Annotated in this window: 16 protein-coding genes and 1 pseudogene; 9 read left to right on the top strand and 8 right to left on the bottom strand. The window is 49.3% G+C overall.

Annotated features, from left to right (window positions below; translation table 11 throughout):
* Positions 1–170: 170 nt before the first annotated feature.
* Positions 171–491 (bottom strand): annotated as a pseudogene (locus LHUE1_RS05675) (role in replication).
* A gap of 230 nt (positions 492–721) precedes the next feature.
* Here LHUE1_RS05675 and LHUE1_RS05670 point away from each other — a divergent pair.
* A complete protein-coding gene (locus LHUE1_RS05670; protein ID WP_080978142.1) occupies positions 722–985 on the top strand; it encodes an AbrB/MazE/SpoVT family DNA-binding domain-containing protein in 264 nt (87 codons plus the stop codon).
* Positions 986–1206: 221 nt separating this feature from the next.
* Here the strand turns inward: LHUE1_RS05670 and LHUE1_RS05665 are convergent, their stop codons facing one another.
* The 6 genes from LHUE1_RS05665 to LHUE1_RS05640 form a co-directional block, all read right to left on the bottom strand.
* Positions 1207–2124 (bottom strand): glycoside hydrolase family 43 protein, encoded by a 918-nt coding sequence (locus LHUE1_RS05665; RefSeq protein WP_049171826.1) that lies wholly within the window; start codon positions 2122–2124, stop codon positions 1207–1209.
* Between the two features lie 51 nt (positions 2125–2175).
* A complete protein-coding gene (locus tag LHUE1_RS05660; RefSeq protein WP_049171828.1) occupies positions 2176–4695 on the bottom strand; it encodes a glycoside hydrolase family 30 protein in 2520 nt (839 codons plus the stop codon).
* 29 nt (positions 4696–4724) lie between these two features.
* Positions 4725–5744 carry a sugar kinase gene (locus LHUE1_RS05655; protein WP_010490166.1) on the bottom strand — a complete coding sequence of 340 codons (1020 nt, stop codon included), beginning with the start codon at positions 5742–5744 and terminating at the stop codon, positions 4725–4727.
* A gap of 67 nt (positions 5745–5811) precedes the next feature.
* The gene (locus LHUE1_RS05650; protein WP_010490168.1) at positions 5812–6504 is read right to left on the bottom strand and encodes a GntR family transcriptional regulator; all 693 of its coding nucleotides are present in this window, start codon (positions 6502–6504) and stop codon (positions 5812–5814) included.
* Between the two features lie 221 nt (positions 6505–6725).
* A complete protein-coding gene (locus LHUE1_RS05645) occupies positions 6726–8168 on the bottom strand; it encodes an MFS transporter (protein ID WP_080978143.1) in 1443 nt (480 codons plus the stop codon).
* A 39-nt stretch (positions 8169–8207) separates the two neighbouring features.
* Positions 8208–9233, bottom strand: coding sequence for a zinc-binding alcohol dehydrogenase family protein (locus tag LHUE1_RS05640; protein ID WP_049171830.1), 1026 nt, complete (start codon positions 9231–9233; stop codon positions 8208–8210).
* A gap of 675 nt (positions 9234–9908) precedes the next feature.
* Between LHUE1_RS05640 and LHUE1_RS05635 the strand changes: the two genes are divergently transcribed.
* From LHUE1_RS05635 to LHUE1_RS05600, 8 genes are all read left to right on the top strand, one after another.
* Entirely contained in the window at positions 9909–10679 is a 771-nt protein-coding gene (locus LHUE1_RS05635; RefSeq protein ID WP_049171832.1) for a GntR family transcriptional regulator, read from the top strand.
* 548 nt (positions 10680–11227) lie between these two features.
* Complete coding sequence (locus LHUE1_RS05630) at positions 11228–12523, top strand: MFS transporter (RefSeq protein WP_049171834.1); 1296 nt, start codon at positions 11228–11230, stop codon at positions 12521–12523.
* Positions 12524–12573: 50 nt separating this feature from the next.
* Positions 12574–14151: a glycoside hydrolase family 30 protein gene (locus tag LHUE1_RS05625; protein WP_049171836.1), complete on the top strand. Its 1578-nt coding sequence runs from the start codon at positions 12574–12576 to the stop codon at positions 14149–14151.
* Between the two features lie 219 nt (positions 14152–14370).
* On the top strand, positions 14371–16005 hold the full coding sequence (locus LHUE1_RS05620) for a mannitol dehydrogenase family protein (RefSeq protein ID WP_049171837.1): 1635 nt from the start codon (positions 14371–14373) through the stop codon (positions 16003–16005).
* A gap of 4 nt (positions 16006–16009) precedes the next feature.
* Positions 16010–17095, top strand: a complete 1086-nt coding sequence (gene uxuA, locus LHUE1_RS05615) for a mannonate dehydratase (protein WP_049171839.1) — start codon at positions 16010–16012, stop codon at positions 17093–17095.
* A complete protein-coding gene (gene uxaC, locus LHUE1_RS05610) occupies positions 17095–18525 on the top strand; it encodes a glucuronate isomerase (protein ID WP_047106694.1) in 1431 nt (476 codons plus the stop codon). Before uxuA ends, uxaC begins: the two co-directional genes overlap by 1 nt.
* 24 nt (positions 18526–18549) lie before the next feature.
* The gene (locus LHUE1_RS05605; protein ID WP_049171841.1) at positions 18550–19521 is read left to right on the top strand and encodes a sugar kinase; all 972 of its coding nucleotides are present in this window, start codon (positions 18550–18552) and stop codon (positions 19519–19521) included.
* 78 nt (positions 19522–19599) lie between these two features.
* Positions 19600–20250: a bifunctional 4-hydroxy-2-oxoglutarate aldolase/2-dehydro-3-deoxy-phosphogluconate aldolase gene (locus LHUE1_RS05600; protein ID WP_049171844.1), complete on the top strand. Its 651-nt coding sequence runs from the start codon at positions 19600–19602 to the stop codon at positions 20248–20250.
* A 428-nt stretch (positions 20251–20678) separates the two neighbouring features.
* Here the strand turns inward: LHUE1_RS05600 and LHUE1_RS05595 are convergent, their stop codons facing one another.
* Positions 20679–25025 (bottom strand): glycoside hydrolase, encoded by a 4347-nt coding sequence (locus LHUE1_RS05595; protein ID WP_277848299.1) that lies wholly within the window; start codon positions 25023–25025, stop codon positions 20679–20681.
* Positions 25026–25301 lie beyond the last annotated feature (276 nt).

Below are 25301 nucleotides of genomic sequence, written 5' to 3'. Positions count from 1 at the left end.
TTCAAATGTCGTAAAGTCGTTCGCGGAGGCGGCGGGTGATAAATATCAACAAGTCATTTAATCGTGTGCTGTAAAAACGTCGTCCCATACCAAAAAGAAAAGACGTAGATTTACCAAATTTAGTAACTATTTGCGTTCTTTTCAATGCCCAAAAGTTTCAACGGTTACCTTCACACATCTTCCAGCATCTGATATTGCTTCAGGAACTTTTTCTTAGAAACAACCCGATGATTGGTCACGTCCAAATAGTCACCCGGATAACCCAGCACATACATGTCATAACCGGCAAAGCCGCCGCCAACCGTGCCAACTGCCCCGAACTTTAAGTTGGTTCCCATAGACGGGTTCAGGCCGCTCATCAAAACACGTAGGTGATTGTCCATCCAATAAAGATAATTCTCTTCAAATGCTAACTTCACCCAATCAGGTTATTCGTTAGTTCTGCTGATTTCCCAAACTTCGGCTGGCTGGCCTTTATATAAAACTTTCATGATCTTCACCTCGCTGCCTTTGTGTCTTGGAATGAAAGCTGACGGCATGTCCTATATCGTTATTTTTACGGCCTCATTTTAATCCCTGTTGTGCACGCAGGCAATGATACTGGCCTAAAAATCTTTTCCGAGTCAGTCACATACTAGCAATTAAGAAGTAAGCATGTCAGAATAATGACATAAGCTGTATGAAGAAAAAACATTTACCTTTTATCAAGGAGGCCGTGTCAATGACAGCCAAAGTCAAAATGTCGTCTGAGGGTCAGATTGTCATTCCGATTGAAATGCGTAACCAGTTACATCTTGACGAAAATAGTGAGCTTGTCGCTACAATCGTTGATGATAAAATTGTTATCCGCGCATTGCCGACTGCTGATGAGTGGACAGATTTGTTCAAGAATACACCCACTGAAGTCGTCAACCTCGATAAACGTGGCCATTATGATCCAGAAAAATCCCCCGCCTTCCATGACTGGATGCACGAGAATGATTAGTCGTAGAAAATACCATTAGAGCATCTTAAACCAGTAAGATGAAATCAGGCAACAGAAGCACGAACAGTCAAAGTACAGTGTCAATCAACAAATCCAATTTATCTCTGAAATGAACAGTCCATCTAAAAAATAGCCGTACCCAAAACCGGGATACGGCTATTTCATTGTCATGGTGACTCGCACATGACCCTAGATCGTTTTTCTGACTCACTAAATCATTTTCACTGCCAACGTTTAATCAACCGCGCATAAGCCGCCTGATCAATCGGCAGCACCGACCCATGGCGCGGCCGGTCTGGCAACTGATAGGTTCCCGCAGATGGCTGCGTGAATTGACCGCTGGCAAGATCTTCGGTCAGGGCTGGCACATACGCCCGGACGTCGTTGTTAACTTGATCCAACAACAAACACCACTGACCATCCGGCAACTGGTAGGCTTGCGGTCCTTCCACACGCTGCATATTGGCCAGATAAGTCGACGCAATCGGATGACCAGCAGCATTGTCCAAATGCGCCACGCGATCCATCACGACTTGCCCGCGTTGATTCAGTTTCCAGAAGCGATAGAAACCACCATCCGCCGCAACCACATCGAGATCAATCACATCATAAGTCGCATCGCTAAGATAAATTTCCGGCGTTGTAAAATGCTGAAAATCTTTGGTGTGGGCTGAATAGATGCGCAATCTTTTAGGATTCTCCGTGGTATCCGTCGCCGACCAGAACAGTCGATCATCCCCATGATCAGGGTCAAAGATGGCCTCCGGCGCCCAGACACAGCCAAAATGGGGCCCTAACGTAACGCTCTCCCCTTGATCCCAAGTGACTAAATCCTTGGAATGCCAGACGAGCAATTGATCACTGCCGGCAACCTCGGCGCGGGTCCAGGCACCTGGTTCTGTGTGTCCATACATCCGCAAATCCGTTGCCAGCAACACGTAATCGCCGGCTTGCGTCCGAAACAGAAACGGATCGCGGGCGCCATGTGTCCCGAGTTGGTTGGTGACGACCGGCGTATTGTCATGCAACGCCGTAAAATGCAGGCCATCCCGACTCAGCGCAAAGTAAATTTGCTCCCCATTTTGGTACTGTTCACCTGTAAAATAGCTCATTAAATACCCATAAGCTGGCTGGGTCACCTGACTCACCTTCCTCTGAAACGTACCGTCAGTCGTCGCAAACCTTGTCGCTTACAAGATCGGGGCCACGCCGTCAAAGGTATAGCTGCCATCAATAACCGTCACGGTAACGTGATGTTGTCCCGCTGCCAAATCCGTCACCATCGCATTAGGCTGTTTGGCCAATGCTGTCAGCGGTACGACTTCCTGAGCACGGCCATCTACCGTAATCCGCAGACGACTTGGTTGATCTTGGGTACCAAAGAGGACAAAACCCGTCCCGTCAGTGTCAAAATCAAGCGTGGCGCCTTGCTCGCCAGTCGATTGCGACCGTTCCCAGGCGTGCGGGAACCGGGCTGCAATGCGTGCCCAATGCTCGTCACTAAATGCCAAGCTGGCATCCAGATCATCGCATCGATGTCCCAAAACCGCGGTCGCTGACGTACTCGTCACTGTCAGACTGTGAATCACGGTCTTGAAATAACCGGTACCGACTTTCACCTGCCCGGCTAATCCTGGCTGGCTGCTTGGATCATCATAAGTCACATACGTTTTGCCATCGACTTGTACGGTAATGTGCCGATCCGTTGCCTGCACCACCAATTCGTGACTGGCAGCGGCATCAAAAACCGGTACGTCCAATGTGTTTTGCAAGTCACCGCGCACGTAGAACCGCAACTTACCACCAACAGTGATCGTGGCGGCATACGGTGCGGAGAATAAGCTACCTTCAAAGTCATCTACACTGCGGACACCTAAGCCGACATAATTGGCACTTACCGTATTTTGCTGGGTCGTGGTATCAAATGTGAACGTCAACGCCGCCGCATAATTCAGCCAACGAATATCGCCAACCGTAAAGTTCGGGTCAGTTTGCGTTTCCCAAGCCAAGGCCCGTGACTGCTCCGTGATCTGTTGCTGGAGCACTGGCTTCCCGGCATGTTCCACCACTTCAAAAGCACCGTCCATGTCAGTTGTATACCGCGGTGTGCCACCACGCCGTTTGAGATAATCTTCCGGCATGTCCGCATACGTATAGTCATCATGGAACAACACATGTTTTTCAGGATCCTGTTGCAGTGGCTGATCCTGACTCACAGCCGGACTCGTCAACTGCGCTTGCGGCTGAAAGTCCGCCGTAGTTGCACTAACAATGGCCCGAGGTGCGATCGTGACCGTTACAACCCCGTCTTTTGGCGTCAGGGTTGCCACCTGTTCGCGGTCGTGGATCTTGCCATTTTCATCAGCCCAAGTCTGCCAAACATGAACTGGCTTGTTAGCGGCCGGCAGATCCTTCACACTCACCTGATAGTGCTGAGGAGCATTCGTATCGTTGACCAAAATAACCGTATAGTCCGCGCGGTCAGGTGCCACGAGGGTCATGGCGCTGGCCGCACCAAAGGCTTGACTCAGATTCTCGGTTCCAGCCACCTCACTCACAGTCGCACTCGGTACGTACCGCCAGTTCTTATCAGCAGTCTGATCACGCCAGCCGGTCAAGGCAAAATCGGTAAAATGATGCATGACTACCAATCCGACCGTATCCTGCTGGAAGTACCCAGACCACGGCGTATCCATTTCCAGCAACTGCTTGCCTGGATACTTCGCGCCTGGATACAGGCCGCCAATCGCTGGTTGGAAAATATACAGACTGCGCCGGGACCGCGCGTAGCTTTTGACTAGTCGATTTGCAACGTCCAAGGCACTGATAAAACCGCCAATGCCGATGCCGGTCGTGTCTTGCACCCGCAATGTTCCGAATGTGACCGGAGCCACGCCTTCGCTATACCAGACTTCCTTGTGGAGCTGATCAGCAATTTGGGTGAAGGGATGATCTGGCCCGTCATCGGTATTGTAATGGTAGCCAACCGCCGGAATCACGGCCTGTAACTCGGGATCTTTAAGCAATTCTGTCCCCATGTCGGTGCCGTAATTCTGGTCAGAAGTGATCAACTTAATTGCATGGTAGTCCACCAATGGAAAGCCTTCAGGAAAATCATCCTGGTCATTTTGCAGGCGGTGTGCAAACCACTTGAGATACCGATACATCGGGTGTTTGGTCTCGTTACGATCCGGATCGATGTAATCAAACACATAACCATAAGCCTGCCACGCCGCGATCACGGTTTGCTTGTAATATTGATACATCCCTTCAAAAGACGCACTTGGCACCTTCTGATCAGGATCATCGGACTTCACTTGTTGCCAGGTTGGCCGCAAAAATCCGGGCTCTGCCCACCGCAACATGCAGGTCTTCAAATCGGGCTGGATCTTTTTGGCATCAGCAATCAACTGGAACCCCATGCCGCGGGCGACGTTGGCCGGTTCGTCAGCTGCGCGTTGCGGTGCCGGTTCCGTCCCGCATGAGGTATTCGAATCACTGCCAAGCTCCACCTTCAACATGCGCATCAGTGGGTGCTCGCCGCCAAATAAATGTTGTAAAACCTGTTGATAAACTTTTGGCTGTTCCCATTTATAATCCATCAACAAGCGTGAGGTATTGTTGCAGCTTAAGAGACCGAATCCTTTGATCGTATTCGCTTCATTTTGATCCAACTGCAGCTGGTCACCATCAATTGTTAAAGTATGCATTCGCGCTTCCTCGCTTCCTGTTCCCTGGCCTAACGATCAACGCCGCTGCCGGTCGCCATGACGGCGCGGACATCGGCATCGGTAATCAAGTTCAGATCACCACTGATGGTCAGTTTGAGAACACTGGCAGAAATCGCATAGTTGATTTTGGCTTGCGGATCGAAGTCATGCAGCGTGGCATGCATCAGGCCCGCACCAAAAGCATCGCCGGACGCAACCCCTTCCATGACATGCATATGGAAAGTCGGGCCTTGGTAAGTCTTGCCATTTTCGGCCAGCAAGCCGGTCCACCAGCTGTCTTCAACCGAATGAATATTCCGGACAACACTGGCAACGGTTTTGACATTCGGCCATTGCTTCATGACCTGCAACATGCCGGCTTTGAAACTATCAATCTGATCAATCCCGGTTTCCATATTGCCATCAAATGCCTTGATTCCCAGCGTCGCTTCAAAGTCTTCGTCATTCGCCAAAACAATCGTGATATATGGCATCACCTTGCCAAAGAAATCTTGAGCTTCAGCTGGCGTCCACATTTTGCCCCGATAATTCATGTCACAAACAACGGTAATATCGTGGGCAGCGCAATACTTCACAGCTGATTCAATCGCCGTTTTCATGGCTGGACTGATAGCCGGCGTGATCCCGGAGAAATAAAAATAGGCCACGTCTTTAAGCAGACTGGCCCAATCAAATTCGTCGGCTTCAGCGGTCGCAAAGGAACTGCCGGCACGATCGTACACGACATTCGTATTGCGCACACTGGCCCCTTTTTCAAAGAAATAGATTCCCAAGCGCGGTCCGCCCCGTAAAATTTTGTGCGTATCGACACCGAGCCCGCGAATGGTGTTGCGCGCCGTGTCGCCTAATGCGTTATCCGGCAGCTTGGTGACATACTGTGCCTGATCGCCAAGCAATGCCAAAGAAACCGCCACATTAGCCTCGGAGCCGCCATAATTGGCCTCGAAACCGGACGCTTGAAGAATGCGTTGATGATCGTACGGTTTTAGTCGCAGCATCATCTCGCCGAATGTTAATACTTTTGTCATCTGTAAGCCTTCCTTTCGTGAGGGCACGATTGCGCTTACAGAAGGCAATGTTCGTTATGAGATAGCATTAGTTAGGCTGGTGATTCGGGGTCGCTTGTCCTTCAAAATAATCCGGATAAGCGTTCAGAACGGTTTTGACATCGTCATCAATCGCCAACAAATGATCAGCAACTAAATGACTCGCGAGTTCGGCATCCTTGGCTTTGACGGCATCGACAATCGCCTGATGTTCCGTCACGATGTTGTGCCACTGCAAGCCGCTCGCTTCTAAACGCAAATACCGATAGCGGTTGAATTGTAGATTCATCTGCTGTACCCACGTCCAGACATATTGTTTATGATCTGCCATATAGAAGATCTCGTGAAAATCGTGGTCGAGATCAAAGAAATGCTCATAATCTCGTGAGTTTTCATAAACGCCTTGAAGCGCAACCTGCTGCTCTAACTTGGCGATCTGTTCTGGCGTCATGATATTGACGGCATCTGCCACAATCGTTCTTTCCAAATTGACCCGGGCGAATCGGCCTTGGTACATTTCTTCCAGATTAATCTTTGATACATAAGTACCGCTCTGCGGAATGACATCAAATAGCCCTTCACGTCGCAAGCGGATAATGGCCTCCCGGATCGGGGTCGCACCGATTTTGAGTTGTGCGCTCAAGTCATTCTTGTCGACTTTTTCCCCGGGGGTCAGCTGCATGCTGAGAATCATCTGTTTGATGGCATTGTACGCCTCATCTTGATAATTCGAAATTTGCATGGGCGTCACCCTTCCTTCTTTTTCACTTTGTTACTTGATTGTATAACATCCCCAGCCATTCTAAAAAGATGTTGCTTCGGAAACTAAGTACTTTAACTTTTAAAAAATGCGTAAGCGCTGTCATGCCCTATGAGGCCATACTAATATATCAGTTACGTTAATGTCAATGGCTTAACTTCATTTAACCTAATTTTTTAGGGTTTGTCATGTTTATTTATGAATCAATGTTTCTTAACCCCTGTGTGGGCATCGACAAGTTCCGAGGTTGCCCGGTTGTGCAAATTCTCAGACTTAAGCGAAATATCGTCCATCGCATCGTCTAAGTCGTTCAAGTCGCGCCCGTTAGTATCAACAGAAAGATAAGCGCTTACAAAAGTGAACAAGGAAAAGACAACGATCATAATGGCAACCGGCCACCAACTGCCAATAGCTGCAGAAACTAAACTTGCAGCAATGAGGGGACCAAAGCCAGTTGCAATGACTCCGGCAATTTCTTTTGCTAAAGCCATCAAAGTCATCCGATTTTTGGACCCAAACAATTCTGGTAACATGACATTTTCCAAAGCAAAAATCCCCTGAACCCCGACATTCAAGCCAATCACCATGGCAAGTGTCAGAAGCACCGTATTCTTCGTTTCAATCATTAAAAGCATCGGAATTGCATAGAGGGCCATCGCGCCGGACAAGATCAAATACATCCGCCGGCGACCAATTTTGTCACCCAGCCAGCCCACAATGGGAATGGTCACAAAGGAAACTAAGGAAGCAATAATATTGGCATTTGTCGTAACTGTTTTTTGAATACTGAGAAAAGTGACCATAAACCCAGCCAAGTATGTCTGCATAATACCACTGTTCCCAGCCTGACCAAACCGCAATCCTAGCGCAACCAACAAACTCTTACTAAGTTTGAAATGTTTCTTCTGGACTGTCGGGACATCACCATTTGCCTTCTGATTCTCTAATTCTTTTTGCCGTTGTTCGGTTAATAGCTTCTTTTTCTCCGCCATAACCGGACTTTCCTTAATGAAGATTCGGATCAGAACCGCCACGATCATGATGACGAACGAAGCATAAAACGGAATTCGCCAGCCCCATGCCATTAAGCTCTTCTGATCTAATTTCGTTAAGATGATGGTCCAGATCAGGTTGGCCAACAAGGTACCAGTCGATGTACCCAGGCAAACAAAACTACCGACTAAACCGCGATTGCTTTTCTTGGCAAATTCGGCGACCATCACGCCGGCTCCGGAAATCTCAGCACCCGCGCCAAAGCCTTGCACGATTCGTAAAATAACCAACCCAATAGGCGCTAAAATCCCCACTTGTTGATACGTTGGTAAAAACCCAATTGCGGTAGAAGCCAGCCCCATGAGCATAATTGTCACGAAAAGAACCGTTCGCCGACCAATTTTGTCACCCATTCGGCCAAAAACATACGCGCCTAACAACCGCGCAACATACCCCGCGCCATAAGTCCCCATCGCCATGACCAAACCCATGGCCGGTGTCATCTCGGGGAAAAAGATATCGCTAAAGACAATTGCCGCAGCTAGTGAATAAAGCTGAAAATCCATGAACTCCATGGCCGTTCCCATCCAGCCGCTTGCCGTCACTTTGACTAATTCCTTTGTATCGACTTCGAAATCACGCTTTTTTTCCATTGTTAAAACCTACTTTCATAAGGTCAAAAAGTTATCTACTCAATCAAAGGTCAAAATGATTTTTCGCGCTTTCTCTGGATGTTGATTCATGAGGTCAAAAGCTTTTTGGACGTCTTTGATGTTGAATTCTTGGGTCACAACGCCATCATTGCCAATTTGCCCATTCTCAATGGCTTTGATAATTGGCGCAAACTGATAGGCCTGTAATCTTGAACCGTAAATGGTCAGTTGTTTTTGCATGATCGGCTTTTGAGCAATATGCGCAGGTTCCGGGGACATACCCAATGGCACAATTGCTCCGGCAACCGAAACTAAATCAAAGCAGGTTTCAAAGGTCTTAGGCGCGCCAACTGCATCGATGACGACATTGGCCATTTCACCGTTCGTCCAGTCACGAACGGCGTCCACTAAATCTTCTTTGTTGGCATTCACAATTCTGTCGGCACCATTTTGCTTGGCAAATTCAAGTTTCGAATCAATGACATCGCTAATTAACACTGTTGCGCCTTTTGCCTTAGCCACCCGCAAGATTAGCTGGCCGATCGTACCTGCTCCTTGAACAACCAGCGTCTTTCCTAAGCCAACCTGTCCTCGCGTTGTTGAGTTGCCGGCGATGGTGTAAGGTTCTACGAGCACAGCAGTTGTCCAGGGAATGTTCTTGTCAATTTTGTATACCTGTCGCTCTGGCACGCTAATGTATTCCTGCATGCCGCCATCAACGTGAACACCCAAAACCTTCAACTGTGCTGAAACATTGGGCATTCCCTGACGAACAGCGTAATCTTTGCCGCCTTCAGGATAATTGATCGGTTCGATGACCGCGTGATCGCCTACCGCAACGCTGGACACAGCCTCCCCAGTTTCAACAACCTCGCCGACAAATTCGTGTCCCATCACCCGCGGCAATGTCGCAAATGGATTTTCCCCATGGTAAATGTGATTGTCACTGCCACAAATACCAACTGCCTTTACCTTAATCAAAACATCCTTCGAAGACTTGATTGACGGCTTAGGAACCTCTTCGACGCGAATATCTTCTTTACCGTAAACTCGTGCTGCTAACATGTTAAAGACTCCATTCTTTCAAAATTTTTTTGCACCAATAGTTTTGATGTCTTCATCGTTTTTTGTTGATAAAACCCTTCGATTTCCCGCTATTCATGGCACCCCCCCTTTTCAGATTCAACACATCTCCGACTTCTGGAATACTAATGAACTAGCATGCTAGTATTGTGACAAGGAAAACATAGCACCAGGAGTAAGCGCTGTCAAATATAATTAACTTTCAATTTCGATAACCGTTCACTATTCATTTTTACTAAACTAAACGCCTACACAACAACTTTTATGTGGTATTCTTAAGTCGATTAATGAACCAATGCACTAGGCATAAGGGATACAGTTAACATTGTGAAGGAATTATTTTAACGATACCTTTACTTGTGTTCTCCGTTTTCCCATTTGCTGATTATTTTGTTGTAACATGGCAGAAAGGGCATTGTGGCGACTTTCGCCCTGTTAAAATATTCCTTGTGTTTTAGCTGGACGAGTCCGTTTATATTCAACAAAATTTTCCGAACATTCGTAAAATTTTCTCGACGAGATCGAATCAAAACAGCCTTACAAAATCTGACTAAGTTGTACAATTTTAAATAGGTGCGCTCAGGCTAGCTCCGGTGCCAAAAGCGTTTTGCAGAATTTTAACCTCCCTCAACTTTCAACCTTCAGGACGTGATCAAAATGGATTTACCAAACAACTCAAATGAACATCGCATTTTTGCAAACGACTACGCGTATCAAACCCTTTTTAGTAAAATCGTTGCCATCGAATTGCCGCCAGGAGCGAGTATCAGCCCCATCGAGTTATCAAAAGAACTGGGTATCAGTCGTACGCCGATCCAAAGAGCCTGCTCCCGCCTTGCCGAAAACGGGTTGGTGAATGTCTTTCCCCAACGCGGTTCGTACGTCTCACTGATCAACTTTGATAAGGTCTACGAGTCGTTTTATTTGCGTAATCTTTTAGAACAAGCAGCGGTACGAAAAGTTTGCAGTTTGCCGGATCGCTCCGAACTTGTCTTTTCGCTAAACCAAACGATTTATAATCAGCGGCAACAGCTGGATCATAAGAACTACATCCGTGCTTTTGATCTGGATAATCAGTTTCATCATCTGATTTACGATGCAGCTTCGATGACTTATATCGAGCAGGCGCTGGCATACATTGCCGCCGACCAAGACCGCATTCGCCACTTAAAGGTGTTATCGGAATTGCGGATTGACTCAACATTGGAGGAACATTTTAAAATTCTGAATTCGATTGAGTCCGGCGATGCTGACGCTGCGGCGCACAATGTTTACCTCCATATCTCCAAGTTTGCCGAAGATATGTCAGCCATCCATCGCAAGTATCCCAAATACTTCTCAAACTGGACTGCCGGTCAGGACATTAAGATCGCCCCGGTCAAAGAAAGCTTCTATAATTTCAGACTTTCTCACGACCGCGAAGTTTAATCCAAGATTCTCCAGTTGTCTGACGTCGGTTCTTTTGCAAAAGGCTCAAAAATTCTTGTCGCTTTTTGCACAAATTCGTTCCTCAGGCAACGCAAAAAACGGAAAGACTCTAAAAACGCCAAGCATCGACTTGCGATTTTAGAGTCTTTTTTCCTTGTCACACCGGGCTTTTCGAGCTCTTGCATATTAATATTTTAGTAAAAGGTTGACAGCGCTTTTAGTAAGCGCTAACATGACGTTTGTAAGGATATACTAATATATCAATCATTCTAGAGTGCCTATCATTCCGGCTTTTAGGCCACTAGGCGATGAACGATTAGGGCTAACCTCCGTGACGAATTGATATTCTGGCAAGTATCTCCCCACACGATCGTAAGTTTCCTCACAAACCCCTTATTCTGCAAAACACCGAGGCAGCCAACGACCACATAACATACAAAGAAAGAAGGGATGCGCGGCAGAAGGCATAAGCTTGACGCCATTATGTTTTTTGATTCATAGGATTCAACGATTTAAGCCAATTATTTAATTTCATGGGAGTGAAAAAAATGGCAGACAAACTTGATAAAGACCCTAAAGCCGTTAAGACGACGGTTGGGGTTGTCACCAATGCGAAGGTTCAAGATTCGCAGCAGCCAAAATTACCATTCGGTGTTGCGACTGCGATGTTCCTAGCACCGCTTTGCTGGTATGGGCCAATTGGCTCGACCCGAAGCGTTTTAATTCCACAGCTGTTCAGTCAGATTGATGCCGCACATAAGGTTTGGGCGGTCGGCATTTTGGCAACGGTCGCATCCATTACCGGTGCGATTGCCAACTTGCTTTTCGGGGCCTTCTCCGATGTCACCCGGACGCGTTTCGGGAAACGGAAGCCCTACATTGTTCTTGGTACCTTGGTCATCGCGATTTCGTTAGTCGTTATTGCTAATCTAACGTCGATTACCGCGATCATCTTCATTTGGATTATTGCGGCGGCGGCTGAAAATGCCATTGCGGCCGCGATTTATCCGCAAATATCGGATCGTGTGGCACCTAAATGGCGTGGTACCGTGTCGACCTTCTACGGTGTCGGCTTTACCATTGCGCAACAAGGCTTCGCACTATTAGCTGCCCAGTTCCTTGGCAATGTTAAATTTGGTATTTACGTCATGGCAGCAACCACCGTTATCTTGGCGGTTATTCACGTTCTGCTCATTAACGAAAAGAGCAACCTTGACGAACCAAAGATCAAACTTGACAAAGATTCGCTCAAGAAGTACTTCTTCTTCCCGACGCATGATGCGCGTGATTTCTACCTGGCATTATCCGGTAAATTCCTGATGGTTGTTGGTTCAACGATTGTGACGACTTTCCTGCTATTCATCTTTACCGACTACATTGGTCAGAGCACCAAAGAGGCCGGCGGTTCCATTTCAATCTTCTCGTCCATCATGCTGTTCATCGGTGTCTTCTTTGCTTTAGTCGGCGGACCACTTGCTGATAAAATGAAGCGGGTTAAAGGCCCAGTTGTTATCGCGACGTTCGCGTTGGCAATTGCTGCTTTGTTCCCACTGTTCGTCAAAGAAGCTTGGGCAATGTTTGCTTACGCTGTTATCGCTGCATTTGGTAATGGCTTGTACAACTCAGTCGATGGTGCGTTGAACATGGATGTTCTGCCATCTTCCGATACTGCCGGTAAGGACCTTGGCTTAATCAACCTGGCTAATACTTTAGGCCAGATGCTTGGCGCCATGGTTGCTTCAGCAATTGTTGAAGGCTTCGGTTATCAGGCCGTCTTCATGTTCGCGGTTGCTATGGAAATCCTCGGTGGGATTCTGATTGCTGCCATCAAACGTGTTCGGTAATGAATAGAAGTTATTGTTAGCGATAGACGCAAGAAAGGATGTTTATTAACATGACCACAAAAGATTCTGGCTTATACCCAACCGAATTCTGGACTGCTACTGCAGGTGACTTAAGCCAAAAACGTGACCATCTACCAACGCCGCAACCGACTGCCCAACCTGGCAACGGTGCTAAAATCGTCATCGACCCTGCTGATCAACATCAGGAATGGATCGGTGCCGGCGCTGCGATCACCGATGCTGCTGCCTCTTTAATTTGGAAGCAAAGCAAGGAACAGCGCAGTGCGTTGTTACATGAACTGTTTGATCCTGAGGAAGGTCACTTTTCCACGATTCGTGTGCCACTTGGTTCCTGCGAACCTGCCAGCCAGCCTTTTTACACCTATGACGATGTGCCATTCGGTGAACACGATGCTTCCTTAGCCAAGTTCTCGGTTGGTGAAGGCGAACCAGGTGCCCCTGATGCAACCAAAGACTTGAAGTATCTGATTCCGGTTCTTCAGGAAATTCTCGCTATCAATCCGGCCGTTAAAATCATGGCTTCCCCGTGGTCAGCACCGGCATGGATGAAGAGTACCGGTCAGCTCAACATGGGTGGTCACTTGCGGTTTGGTGAATACACCAACAACGGTTATGCGGTTAAGGATACTTTTGAAGGTGTCTACGCGCAGTACTTCGTTCGTTACCTCGAAGAATATCGCAAGTATGGTATTCCGATTTATGCTTTGAGTATTCAAAACGAACCATCCAACGCACCGGCTTGGCCAGCCATGATCTGGACCATTCCGCAATTGGCCCAATTCGGTTACAAGTACTTACGGCCAGCGTTGGATAAAACATTCCCGGATACCAAGATGTACTTCTGGGATGGCAGTCTGAATGTGTTGGATGTCATCGACAAGCCGCTTAGCGAACTCATCACGCCTGATGAAGCTGCAGCATTTGACGGTTTTGCCTTCCATACCTATGACGGCCCTTACACGAATCTGTTCAAGGGCAGCCGCTTGAATCCTAACTGGCACTTGGCGATGACCGAACGGCGTTGCATGATCGAAGAAACGCCGGAAGATGCTTCCCATATTATGATGGGCCTCATCGGCAACTGGCTCGTGCGCCAAGGCCTTAACATGATCGACCTTTGGAACATCGCTTTGGACGAACGTGGCCTACCCAATCAGGTTGGCGCAACCGGTCGTCGCGGTGTTGTCACCATTGATCATAAAACCGGTAAAGTGCAGCGCAACCTCGAATATTACATGCTGCGCAACTTTAACCAGGATGTCGCACCAGGCTCCATCGTCATCGGTTCCACCAACTACACCCAAGACGGTTACACCGGCGGCCTCGGCTCCGTTGCGTTCCTGGCACCGGATGGCTCCATTGCCGCACATATCTACAATCCGTCTGGCAAGCCACTAGACGCCGAAGTCACCATTAACCGTGACGGCGCCTACGCTTGGCAACACGTCACCGTCCCGGCATGGGGTACCGTAACCCTGCACAAAGCCTTCGGACCGGTCAACGAAAGCAAGCCGCGCGAAGACGAAGCCTTCAAACTCAACCCATACCCAGCCAACCTCATGGACGACTGGGCTCCGGGCAAAGGCGTCAACGCAAACAAGAAATAGGCCAAAAGGTCGGAATCTTAATTCGATTCCGACCTTTTTTATAGCGCGATCCCACCCTCTGCGTAGGTGAGAGCATTTTTCAAAGCATCCAAATTCCCTGGCTAGATTTTATTTTTACGAAATGTCAAAAGATGACTGATAGCGCTTTCCATTTTACCCAAGTCGTGCTATATTGAGGGTGTAGTTCTGATATATTAGTATATGAGGAGGTTCATTATTGTGGTTAAGTTAACCGACGATTATCAAGCAAAGGCTGATGAATTCAAGGCAGCCGGCATCGCTGTTCCGCAATTCGATCAAGAACAAATGAAACAAGCGACCCAAGCCAATCCGGTCTGGGTACACTTCGGTGGCGGGAACCTCTTCCGCTGCTTCCATGCGAAAATTGCGCAAGACTTACTGAACACCGGCAAGCTTAAGTCCGGGGTCATTGTTGCTGAAACCTATGATGGCGACGTTCCAGCTGACATCTACAAGCCCTACAACGATCGGGTTTTGCAGGTTGTCATGCAGCCAGATGGCACCCTTGATAAGACGCTGATTGCCAGTGTTGCCGAGGCCATCTACTACAACAAGAGCAATCCAGACGGCTGGGAACGGTTGAAAGACATTTTCACCCAACCATCGCTGCAACTGGTTACCATGTCCATTACCGAAAAAGGCTATCAACTCACCGATATCAACGGCAAGCTGACCCCAGCAGCCGAAGCCGATATCGCCGGCAAGCCAGATGATGCCGTTACCAACATGGGCGCTATCGCTCGCTTGCTGTTAGCCCGTTATGAAGCAGGCGCCAAGCCAATTGCCATGGTCAGCACCGACAACTTCTCCGAAAACGGCAAACGTTATGAAGACGGTATTTTGACCATCGCTAAAGGCTGGGCTAAGAACGGTACGGTCACCCAAGGCTTCATCGACTATCTGACCGATCCAAAACGCGTCAGCTTCCCTTGGTCCATGATTGACCGGATCACCCCGAACCCTGCCCAAAATGTCGCTGACAAGCTGAAGGCAGAAGGCTTTGAGGATACCACCATCGTCCATACCCCGAAGCACACCAACATTGCGCCATTCGGTAACACCGAAGAAACGCACTATCTGGTCATCGAAGACAGCTTCCCGAATGGTCGCCCGGCATTGGAAAACGCTGGTGTCATTCTCACGGATCGCGACACCGTTAACGATGCCGATCAGATGAAAGTCACCGCCTGCCTCAACCCACTGCACACGGCACTGGCTATCTACGGCAATCTGCTGGGTTACACCTCCATTGCTTCTGAAGTCGAAAATCCTGATCTACTTACATTGATCAAGTATCTTGGCTACAAAGAAGATCTTCCGGTAGTTAAGGATCCAAAGATTATCAATCCGAAGAAATTCCTGGATCAGCTGATCACCAAGCGCTTGCCTAACAAGAACATTCCGGATACGCCGCAACGTATTGCCAGCGACACGTCACAGAAGTTGCCAATCCGTTATGGCGTCACCATTCAACACTATTTAGACAAGGGTCCTGACAGCGTCAAGCAACTTAAAGCCATTCCATTGATCCTCGCCGGCTGGTGCCGTTACCTGATGGCACTGGACGACAAAGGCAATGCCTTCACGCCAAGCCGCGACCCGCTGCTGGATCAATTGCAGCCATATGTTGCTGACATCAAGCTTGGCAGCGATGCCGACGTTCACGCCGCCCTCAAGCCAATTTTGAGCAACGCCCAGATCTTCGGCCATGACCTGTATCAAATCGGTTTGGCTGACCAAGTCGAAGCCGACTTCAAGAAACTGATCGCCGGCCCTGGCGCCGTTGCCAAGACACTTGAACAATTCCGTCAAGATCACGAAAAGGAGCTTTGATTTTATGTCTGATTTAAAAATGGGTTTTCGCTGGTTCGGCGAAAAAGATGACCCAATCACCTTGCAACAAATCCGCCAAATCCCTGGCACTGACCAAGTCGTTGGCGCTTTATTCGATGTTCCGGTCGGCGATGTCTGGCCTAAGGAAAAAATTGCCGCTTTGAAGAAACAGGTCGAGGATGCCGGCTTAAAGCTGGAAGTCATCGAATCCGTTAACATTCACGATGACATCAAGATCGGCCTGCCATCGCGCGACAAGTACATCGAAAACTACAAAGAAACCATTAAAAACCTATCCGAATACGGCATCAAAGTCATTTGCTACAACTTCATGCCGATCTTCGACTGGTTGCGGACCAACCTTCACTATCAGCTGAAAGACGGCAGCAATGTCATGGCCTTCCAGCATCAATATCTGAAAGACGATCCGCATGATATCATCGACTCCGTTCGCAACAACTCCGAAGGCTATGTCCTTCCTGGCTGGGAACCGGAACGTCTGGCAGAAATCGAGCGCCTGTTCAAAGCTTACGCCGATGTTGACGCTGCTAAATTGCGCGAAAACATGAAGTACTTCCTCGATGCCATCATCCCAACCTGCGAGAAGTATGATGTACGTATGGCGATGCATCCCGACGATCCGCCGCGCGAACTGTTCGGTCTGCCACGCGTCTACAAGAACGCCGAAGACATGCGCGTCATTGAAGGCATGCACGAATCCCGTTACAATGGCTTCACTATCTGCACCGGTTCATTAGGCGAAAATCCTGACAACGATGTACCGGCAATCATCCGCGAATTCGTCAAGAAAGATCGGGCACCGTTCATCCATGCTCGTAACATCAAGTTCATGAACAAGGAAGGTGACTTCCACGAATCCGATCACCTGTCCAAAGACGGTTCACTGGATATGTACGAAATCATGAAGGCCTTGCACGACTTAGACTACGATGGCTACATCCGGCCAGACCACGGTCGCAACATCTGGGGTGAAAATGGTCGCCCGGGTTACGGCTTGTATGACCGCGCCTTAGGTATCATGTATCTGCATGGCCTCTGGGAAGCACTGGAAAAAGGGAGTGCAAAATAATGGCCTTTTTAGACGATGATTTTCTGTTAACCAACGAGCCGGCGAAGCAGTTGTTTCATCAATATGCTGCTGACTTGCCCATTATCGATTTTCACTGTCACCTCAACCCGGAAGAAATCTACGAAAACCGTAACTTCAAGAACATTACCCGTATTTGGTTAAACGAAGGTACCTACGGCGATCACTACAAGTGGCGGCTTGAACGGGCCAACGGGGTTCCGGAAGAACTGATCACCGGCGATGGCGATGATTACAAGAAGTTCGTCGCTTGGTGCGAAACCATGGAAAATGCCTGGGGCAACCCAGTGTTTGAGTGGACCCACCTTGAATTACGCCGCTTCTTTGGCAGCGACCTGGTTTTGAGCCGCGACACAGCCAAACAAGTCTGGGATCTGGCCAATGCAAAACTGGCAACCCCGGAATTCACGCCGCGCGCGTTGATCCGGCGCAGTCACGTCGAAGTTGTCTGCACCACCGACGACCCGGCAAGTGATCTGCACTATCACGAACTCATCGCTAAAGACGAAGATACTAATGGCTTCAAAGTCCTGCCAGCCATGCGTCCAGATAAGCTCATGGCAATCTGTGCAAACTCCTATGGTGAATACTTGCAGACCCTCGGCAAGGCAGCCGGCGTTGAGATCACTGACTTTGCTTCCTTGAAGAAAGCCATGAAACAACGCTTCACCTTCTTCGCCCAACACGGCGGCCACCTTTCCGACCACGGCCTCAACAGCTTCCACTACCGTCCGGCAAGTCAGGAAGCCCTCGATGCCATCATCAAAAAGGGTATCGAAAATCGCCCTGTCAGTGATGAAGAAAATGATCAATACATCACCGGCTTAGTCGAAATGTTGATGGACTTGAACCGCGAATTCAACTGGACAATGCAATTCCATGCAAATGTTGCGCGCAGTCTGAGTCTGCCAAATCTCAAAAAGATCGGCCCGGATACCGGGTTTGACGCGATGGGCAGCCAGCCGGATCTAGTCGGTGAAATTCGGGATCTTTTCCAGGCAATGGATGCACGCGGTCCGTTACCAAAGGTCATATTCTATTCACTCAATCCAAATGACTGGTTACCATTGATCACCATGCTGCAAAGCTTCGTTGGCCAAGGTGACAAACAGCACCTGCAACTGGGCGCTGCTTGGTGGTTCAATGACACGGCTGAAGGCATGCACAAGCAGTTGCAAACCTTTGCCCAACAAAGTCTGTTGCCAAACTTTGTCGGAATGCTGACGGATTCCCGCAGCTTCTTGTCGTACCCACGGCATGAATACTTCCGGCGGGTATTGTGCAACTTCTACGGTGAGTTGGTTGAACAAGGCCGCGTTCCTTACGACCTGGAAGCCCTTGGCCGCATCGTCAAGAATATCAGCTACGGTAACGCCCGCAACTACTTTGGTTTCTACGACAACAAAGACTGAACGTCTAAAGGAGTACGATCACACGTGAATGAATGCCTGACAATCGGTGAACCGCTCGTCGTTTTCGCCGCTGAAGAAGCCGATGTTCCGTTGGCAGCGGCCAAACATTTTACCAAGTATCTGGCCGGCGCCGAATTGAATGTGGCGGTTGGCTTAAGCCGACTGGGCCATTCAGTTGAATATATCACGCATCTTGGCGAAGATCCGAATGGTATTTTCATTCGCCAGCAACTCACGGCGGCCGGGATTGGGTCAGACAATGTCACCACGACCTCGCGCTATCCGACCGGCATTGAGTTCAAAGCGCGCGTCACGCACGGTGATCCGAACACTTATTATCTTCGGGCCGGATCGGCAGCCGCCCATTTTGACCCGGACGCCATTGACCGCGTTGATTTGGCAGGCGTCAAGCTGGCGCACATTACCGGTATTTTCCCGGCGGCTTCGGCTTCAACGTTGGCGGCGACGAAACGCTTGATGAAGCGGCTCATCACCAACCACATCATGATCACGTTCGACCCCAATCTGCGGCCGGCATTGTGGCCTGATCAGCAAACCATGGCGAGCACCATCAATGAGTTAGCCAAAAGTGCCACCATTGTGTTGCCGGGTGCGGCGGAAGGTAAAATCCTGGTCGGTAGCGATGATCCTGAGACCATCGCCCACTTCTACCTCGATCAAAGCCCGCAGACGCAGCTGGTTATCGTTAAAGTCGGTAAACAAGGCGCTTACCTGTTAGGCCGCGACGTGCCGGACCAACTGCTGCCGAGTTTTCCGGCGGCGCACATTGTCGATACGGTCGGCGCTGGTGACGGTTTTGCCCTTGGCGTCATCAGTGCGCTGCTAGAAGGCCGCTCCCCTGCCGAAGCAGCCAGCCGCGGCAATGCCATTGGTGCCTTGGCCATCCAGTCCGCCGGCGACAACACCGGCTACCCGACGCGATCACAACTTGACAAGTTTATGAAAACAAGTCTTAATGAAACAGGGCACGAATAAAAGCGCTTTTACTTTTTCCATGCTTCAAGACGCACAAGACTTTCTTCGTTACCAAACACGTTTAAGGAGTAAACAAACATGCAAAAATATGACTACCTGAATCGGTTAGTGAACACCGGCTGTGTCGCGGTTGTTCGCGGCAACGATGCCGATGAAGCTGTTAAAACCGTTGACGCCGTAATTGCTGGTGGCGTGACCGGAATTGAATTGACCTTCACGGTGCCACACGCAGACAAGGCACTGGACGAACTCAGCGAAAAGTACGCCGACCGTGACGATGTTCTGATCGGTGCCGGAACTGTTCTTGATCCGGCCACAGCCCGTCTGGCCATCATTGCCGGAGCCAAGTTCATCGTCAGCCCAAGCTTTAACGCTGACGTTGCCAAAATCTGTAACCTCTACTCGATTCCTTACACCCCGGGCTGCTTCACCCCAACCGAGATCCAAACCGCACTCGAAGCCGGTGTCGACTTGGTCAAAGTTTTCCCTGGCAGCGTTGCCGGCCCAGCCATGGTCAAAGCACTCCACGGCCCATTCCCGCAGCTGGCCATCATGCCAACCGGCGGCGTTTCGCTCGACAACCTCGAAACCTGGTTCGACGCCGGCGTTACCTTAGTCGGTGCCGGCAGCAACCTCACCGCAGCCGCCAAAACCGGCGACTACGCAGGTGTCACCGCAACCGCCAAGAAATATCGGGCAAAGTTGGATGAAATTAAGGCTGGTAAGTAGTCTGTGAGTCATCCGCTTTGCGCAACAAATGAATAAGTCCTGAAAATGAAACATGCTTGCCAAGAAGCGATTGCTCTTGGACAAGCATGTTTTTTCTATTTTAAAAAAGTGATAACCGGCCTGACTTGGAGGGAAGGACGGTTGTTAAGGGAAATGCTGTTGTCAATTTTTGCTATGCTGGATGGCTGTGAATCATAGTAGTTTCCGTCCGGCACTGCGGTGTTGCTATATACTTCCTTAAGTGAATATACAAGGTATATAGCAACACATCAAGCCAAGAAGATCAAAATGGAAATTGCGAATTACAAATCTCCTTGAAAGTGACATACCAAAAATGCCCCACAGTCAGAAAGCATCCAGACTGCGGGGCATTTTAAAATACTATGAAATTGCTGTTACAACTCCAGCTACGTTCTTAATGTTTCATTCTACTCCTGTTTCGCCTTACCTTTCTCATGCAGGAACCAAGCAAGACCGCCAATGCCAATAAGCAAAGCAAGTGCTGCTACTGTTACTACCAGCGACAGTTGTGATTCGCCTGTGTTTGGATATTTGTTCTTGTTCGAGCTAGAAGTAAATTCACTTACCGGACTGGTTTGATCAGTTGCGGTGGAACTTGATGTCGCGCTGCTTGATGATGAGGAAGGTGCCTGGCTGGCGCTTGATGAGTCGCTGCCGCCTGTTGATGGCAGTTGACCACCTGCTGCCACGAGGTTGTTTTTCGCGGCTTGAAGTGCGGTCACTGCAGCGTTTAATTCTTGCTGACTTGGTTTGCCTGCCAACAACTTCTGGGCAGCGGTGAAGGCTTGCTGGAACGTGGTCCAACTATCACTCGTGTAGTCGGCTTCTTTGAGCGCTTGCGTTGCCTTGGCCAGTTGCGTTAACGGATCACGGTTAACGGTGATGGCTGCCTTTTTGAAGGTCGCAACGGCTTGGTTGAGGGTTGAAAACGCGTTGGTCACATCGTCTTTGGAAGCAGACGCGTCGGTGAGAACCTTTTGGGCTGCGGTGATCGCGTCCTTCAAGGTTGTGACGGCATCAGCCGGGTAGTTGCCTTCATGCTCGCCAGTGACGGCTGCATCGCTAAGGGCTTTGGCTGCATCGACGGCTGCTTGTAAGGCCGATTTGTCCGGCTTGGTGTCTGGATTGACCGTTAAGCCATCATAGGCATCATTTAGCTTCTGCAAAGCAGCATCGACATCGGTTTGGACTGCTTTGTTGTCCGCTAACACTTTCTGGGCATTTTCCAATGCGGACTGGAACGTTTTCCAGCTATCGTCAGTGTACTTATTGTCCGTGTTGGTGACGGTTTTGTCTTTGTCGTAGGCTGTCTGAAGTGCCGACTTATCGGTTTTTTCGCCATTAGTTGGTGCCAAACTGTTATAGGCGTCGTTCAGTTTTTGCAAAGCGGCGTCAACGTCTGTCTGGGTTGCATCGTTGTTGGCCAAAACCGTTTGTGCGCCTGCCACAGCTGTCTGGAAGGTCTTCCAGCTGTCAGCGGTGTACTTGTTGTCGGTATTCGCGACCGCTTTGTCCTTGTCATAGGCTGCTTGTAACTTTGCCTTGTCTGGGTTGGTTGTCGGACTTGGGGTCAAGCCGGCATAAGCCGTATTCAGGTTTTTCAGCGCGGTGTCGATGTCTGCCGATGTTGCATCGGTGTTTGACAAGACCTTCTGGGCCGCGGTCAAGGCTGTCTGGAGTGCCGACCAACTGGCATCCGTGTATTTGTTGTTCGAATTGGTGACGTCTTTTGCCTTGTCATAGGCCTTCTGTAACGCGGACTTGTCTAGGCTGAGTGCCAACCCGTCGTATGCCGTGTTCAGATTCTTCAAAGCGGTGTCAACATCTGACTGCGTTGCGCTGCTGTTGGCCAAAACGTTCTTGGCAGCGGATAAGGCTGTCTGGAAAGCGTTCCAGCTGGCAGTCGTGTACTTGTTGCTGGCGTTGGTCGTGTCTTTATCCTTGTCATAAGCGGTCTGCAAGGCGCTAAAATCAACACTGTTTTCGCCAGGCACCACGCCGACATAGTCCACAGCTAACGTACCGCTTTTGACGGTAAACGTTACGGTGTGTTGGCCATCCTTTAGATTGCGCAGCGTGTACGCCTGCTCAAGGTTGCCAGTTTTATTAGTAGCCGCATTGGTGGCCACCTGTTTGCCGTCTACGGTCACATCCAACTTAGCCGAGCCATCGTTGCTGCCGCAGATGTCCAAGCCGGTACCATTGAACGTGTACGTTAGCGTTGCGCCAGCGCCGGTGCTCTTGGAAATTGTCCGATCACGCACGTACATGCCTTGACCGTTTTCGTGGGTCCATTGATTGTTATAAACCAATTCTTTTTGCGGTTTAGCTGACGTGTCATACATTTCCAGGTCGTCGAGTTGTTGTGAATAATACGGCGTGTAGCCCTTAACCTTTTCAACTTTCAGATTATCAAAGTCGGTGTGGTAATAGCCACTGCCTAATGTGACACGGCCGGAAAGTTGCGTCGTAACCTTGCCGGATGCGACTTCATGACCATCAATAGAAGCCGTGATCGTATCGCCGGCTGCTTGAACCGCAATGTTGTGCCATGCGGTATTGGCGGTATCAAAATCGGAGATCTTGGTGCCGCCTTGGCCGGTCGCAACATTTCCGCTAATAGTTTGACTACCGATGTGCAGCGACCAGCCACCGTCCTGCCAGAACTTCAGATAAGCTGCCGGCCCGGAATCAGCTTGCTGGCGGACACCGATTGAAGCGTAATTGGCGCTGCCATAAGTACCTTTATCTTCAAACGAAACATCGGTGCTGGCTTTGTAGTTCATCCAGCGATTGTCGCCGATCCAGGCAAGCGCATCTCCGTCATTCCACGCTCCACCAGGCGCCACAACGGTTGAATCCAGTTGCTGACGGAGAACATAGCTGCCGGACTTGGCGTTGCTCGATTGATAACCTTCAAGTGTGCCGTTGCGGTTGAACGTGTAGAGCGGGTAAAAGCCGGAGTTGCCACCACGCGAACTGATGAAATCTTCAGTTTGCGACGTATTGCTGGTTCCATCCGCGTTCAAGGTTGCCACCTTTTTCCCGGCATATTCGTAGTTGTCGGCATAAAGGGTGTTATCTGAAGTGTCATGGCCTTTGCCGTTTGTATCGGTATCCAGCACGGTACGCTCTTTATCCGATGGGGTAGCAGCGTCTTGCTTCAGATCATTATCTTTTGCTTTATCCAGCGTGGTGACGGTCATCATTGACCACGGCTTCACGGTGACCGTGTAAACCCCTTTGCTATCGGCGCTGGCATCGCCCACGTGCTTGAGGTAATTGCTGTTATAGGCATCGGTGGCACTCGAATCAGCCGCACGGGTTTCCCATTCTTCCAGCGACGGGTTGCCTTTATAGCCCATATTGGTCGCTGAAATCTGGTAATGCTTCGTGTACTTGCTGTCGTTGACAATGACCGTCGAAAAGTTTTTCTTGTCCGGTGAAGCAAGGGTTAAGTAATTGGCTAAGCCATTGCGGCCGTTGACAGGATTAGATCCGGTGGCCGTCGAAGCACTGGCTTGGGAAACTGCCCGCCAAACGCCGGAGGTATTGTCGCTATTTTCCCAGCCGAGTTTGGCAAACTTGCTGAACTGTGCCAGTACGTCAAGCGCGACATCGTTGTTCGTCCAACCTGACCACGGATCGGTTGCCTGCAGCACACTCTTCGAAGAATATTGCCCGCCTTCATAAAAGGATGCAATGGCCGGCTGATAAATGAAGTTCGTCCGCCGTGAATCGGTAAAGCCTTTGACAATGGTGTTGGCCATTTCTAGCGAACTCCCGTTACCGCCGATGCCGGTGCCTGAGTTAGGCCGATAATCGGAATTGCCAAAAGTTGCCTGGGCTTCACTATTCCAGACTTCTTTGTTGTACTTGTCAGCCAGCGTTGTAAAGCTTTTGGCACTGTCGTCTTCAGTTGAATAGTGATAGCCGGCCGCTGTGATAGCGTTGCGCAGCGATGAATCCGACACCATCTTTTTACCGAAGCTTCCGACGCCGACTTCATCTGAAATCACGACTTTGATATTGTTATAAAGTTTGCGTTCGGTATCGTTCTTGAAGCCAGTCGTGTCGGTTTTGACCCGATTAGCGTATTCCTTCGCCCAGGTCAGATCCGGTGCGTGTTCGTTTAATCCAGGGTTGACGTAATCGACCATGTAGCCGTATTTACGGTAAGCCGCCAAAATCGAATTTTTGTACCAGGTGTAAATCTGGTCGTTGGTTTTGGCCCAACCCGGTGCGTTCCATCGCAGAATCGTTACCTTGAGATTCGGATTGAGTTTCTTAGCGTCAGCGGCCAGCTGAAAACCTTGATCGCGAGTCACATTGGCGCTTTCCGATTCAGTTCGTTGGGTAGCAGGCTCCGAACCGGTGGAGTTGTTGCGATCATTCCCCATTTCCAGTTTGACGTTGGTCATAAGGGGCTGACTGCCGCCGAACAGGGTTTTCATCATTTTCGCATAAACGTCAGGATGCTCTGACTTATAATCCATCAGCAAGGCGCTGGTACCATTGCCGCTGAGAACCCCGAAGCCTTTAAACGTGAGCCCATTGGTGTTGTTGCTGGCAATATCGTTCCCGTCCAGCTTAACGGTAACAGGATCTTCCGGATTCTGTGTTGCCGCGCGGGTCGCCGACGGTATCATCAAAAACAAAACCATGGATGCTGCCGCGACAGCCGTTGCAATGCTGGCCCAAAGCCATTTTTTGTTAAAGCCTTTGGGCCGCCAGCCAATTATCTTTGCTTTCATTTGCTCGTTTTCCTCCCATTTTGAACGTGACCTAGCGCGATTAAGCGCCGGTTTTCGCGTTACGATGTCGTCTACGGTTCACTGTCAGAAAAGTAGGCAAGCCCCCTTGAATGGTCATGCGTTAAATCGCTTACTGAATGCGCTTACTAAAAGAACTCATATATTAGTATACATGTTGAAGTATTGATGACAACAATTTTTATAAATTTATTTCAAATTTGCTTGTCTCAAAGCGATGCATCGCCTGTCATGAAGCGTTTTTAACCACCAAAAAAT

It is taken from the genome of Lacticaseibacillus huelsenbergensis (assembly GCF_029726355.1).
Taxonomy (GTDB): domain Bacteria; phylum Bacillota; class Bacilli; order Lactobacillales; family Lactobacillaceae; genus Lacticaseibacillus; species Lacticaseibacillus casei.
This window is presented reverse-complemented; position numbering and strand designations above follow the sequence as displayed.

Bases quoted from the DNA above. Each gene is read 5' to 3' on its own strand.
- LHUE1_RS05640 (WP_049171830.1), bottom strand. From the start codon at position 9,233: ATGTTAGCAGCACGAGTTTACGGTAAAGAAGATATTCGCGTCGAAGAG.
- LHUE1_RS05625 (WP_049171836.1), top strand. From the start codon at position 12,574: ATGACCACAAAAGATTCTGGCTTATACCCAACCGAATTCTGGACTGCT.
- LHUE1_RS05630 (WP_049171834.1), top strand. From the start codon at position 11,228: ATGGCAGACAAACTTGATAAAGACCCTAAAGCCGTTAAGACGACGGTT.
- LHUE1_RS05650 (WP_010490168.1), bottom strand. From the start codon at position 6,504: ATGCAAATTTCGAATTATCAAGATGAGGCGTACAATGCCATCAAACAG.
- LHUE1_RS05600 (WP_049171844.1), top strand. From the start codon at position 19,600: ATGCAAAAATATGACTACCTGAATCGGTTAGTGAACACCGGCTGTGTC.
- LHUE1_RS05635 (WP_049171832.1), top strand. From the start codon at position 9,909: ATGGATTTACCAAACAACTCAAATGAACATCGCATTTTTGCAAACGAC.
- uxaC (WP_047106694.1), top strand. From the start codon at position 17,095: ATGGCCTTTTTAGACGATGATTTTCTGTTAACCAACGAGCCGGCGAAG.
- LHUE1_RS05595 (WP_277848299.1), bottom strand. From the start codon at position 25,025: ATGAAAGCAAAGATAATTGGCTGGCGGCCCAAAGGCTTTAACAAAAAA.
- LHUE1_RS05655 (WP_010490166.1), bottom strand. From the start codon at position 5,744: ATGACAAAAGTATTAACATTCGGCGAGATGATGCTGCGACTAAAACCG.
- LHUE1_RS05660 (WP_049171828.1), bottom strand. From the start codon at position 4,695: ATGCATACTTTAACAATTGATGGTGACCAGCTGCAGTTGGATCAAAAT.
- LHUE1_RS05645 (WP_080978143.1), bottom strand. From the start codon at position 8,168: ATGGAAAAAAAGCGTGATTTCGAAGTCGATACAAAGGAATTAGTCAAA.
- LHUE1_RS05670 (WP_080978142.1), top strand. From the start codon at position 722: ATGACAGCCAAAGTCAAAATGTCGTCTGAGGGTCAGATTGTCATTCCG.
- uxuA (WP_049171839.1), top strand. From the start codon at position 16,010: ATGTCTGATTTAAAAATGGGTTTTCGCTGGTTCGGCGAAAAAGATGAC.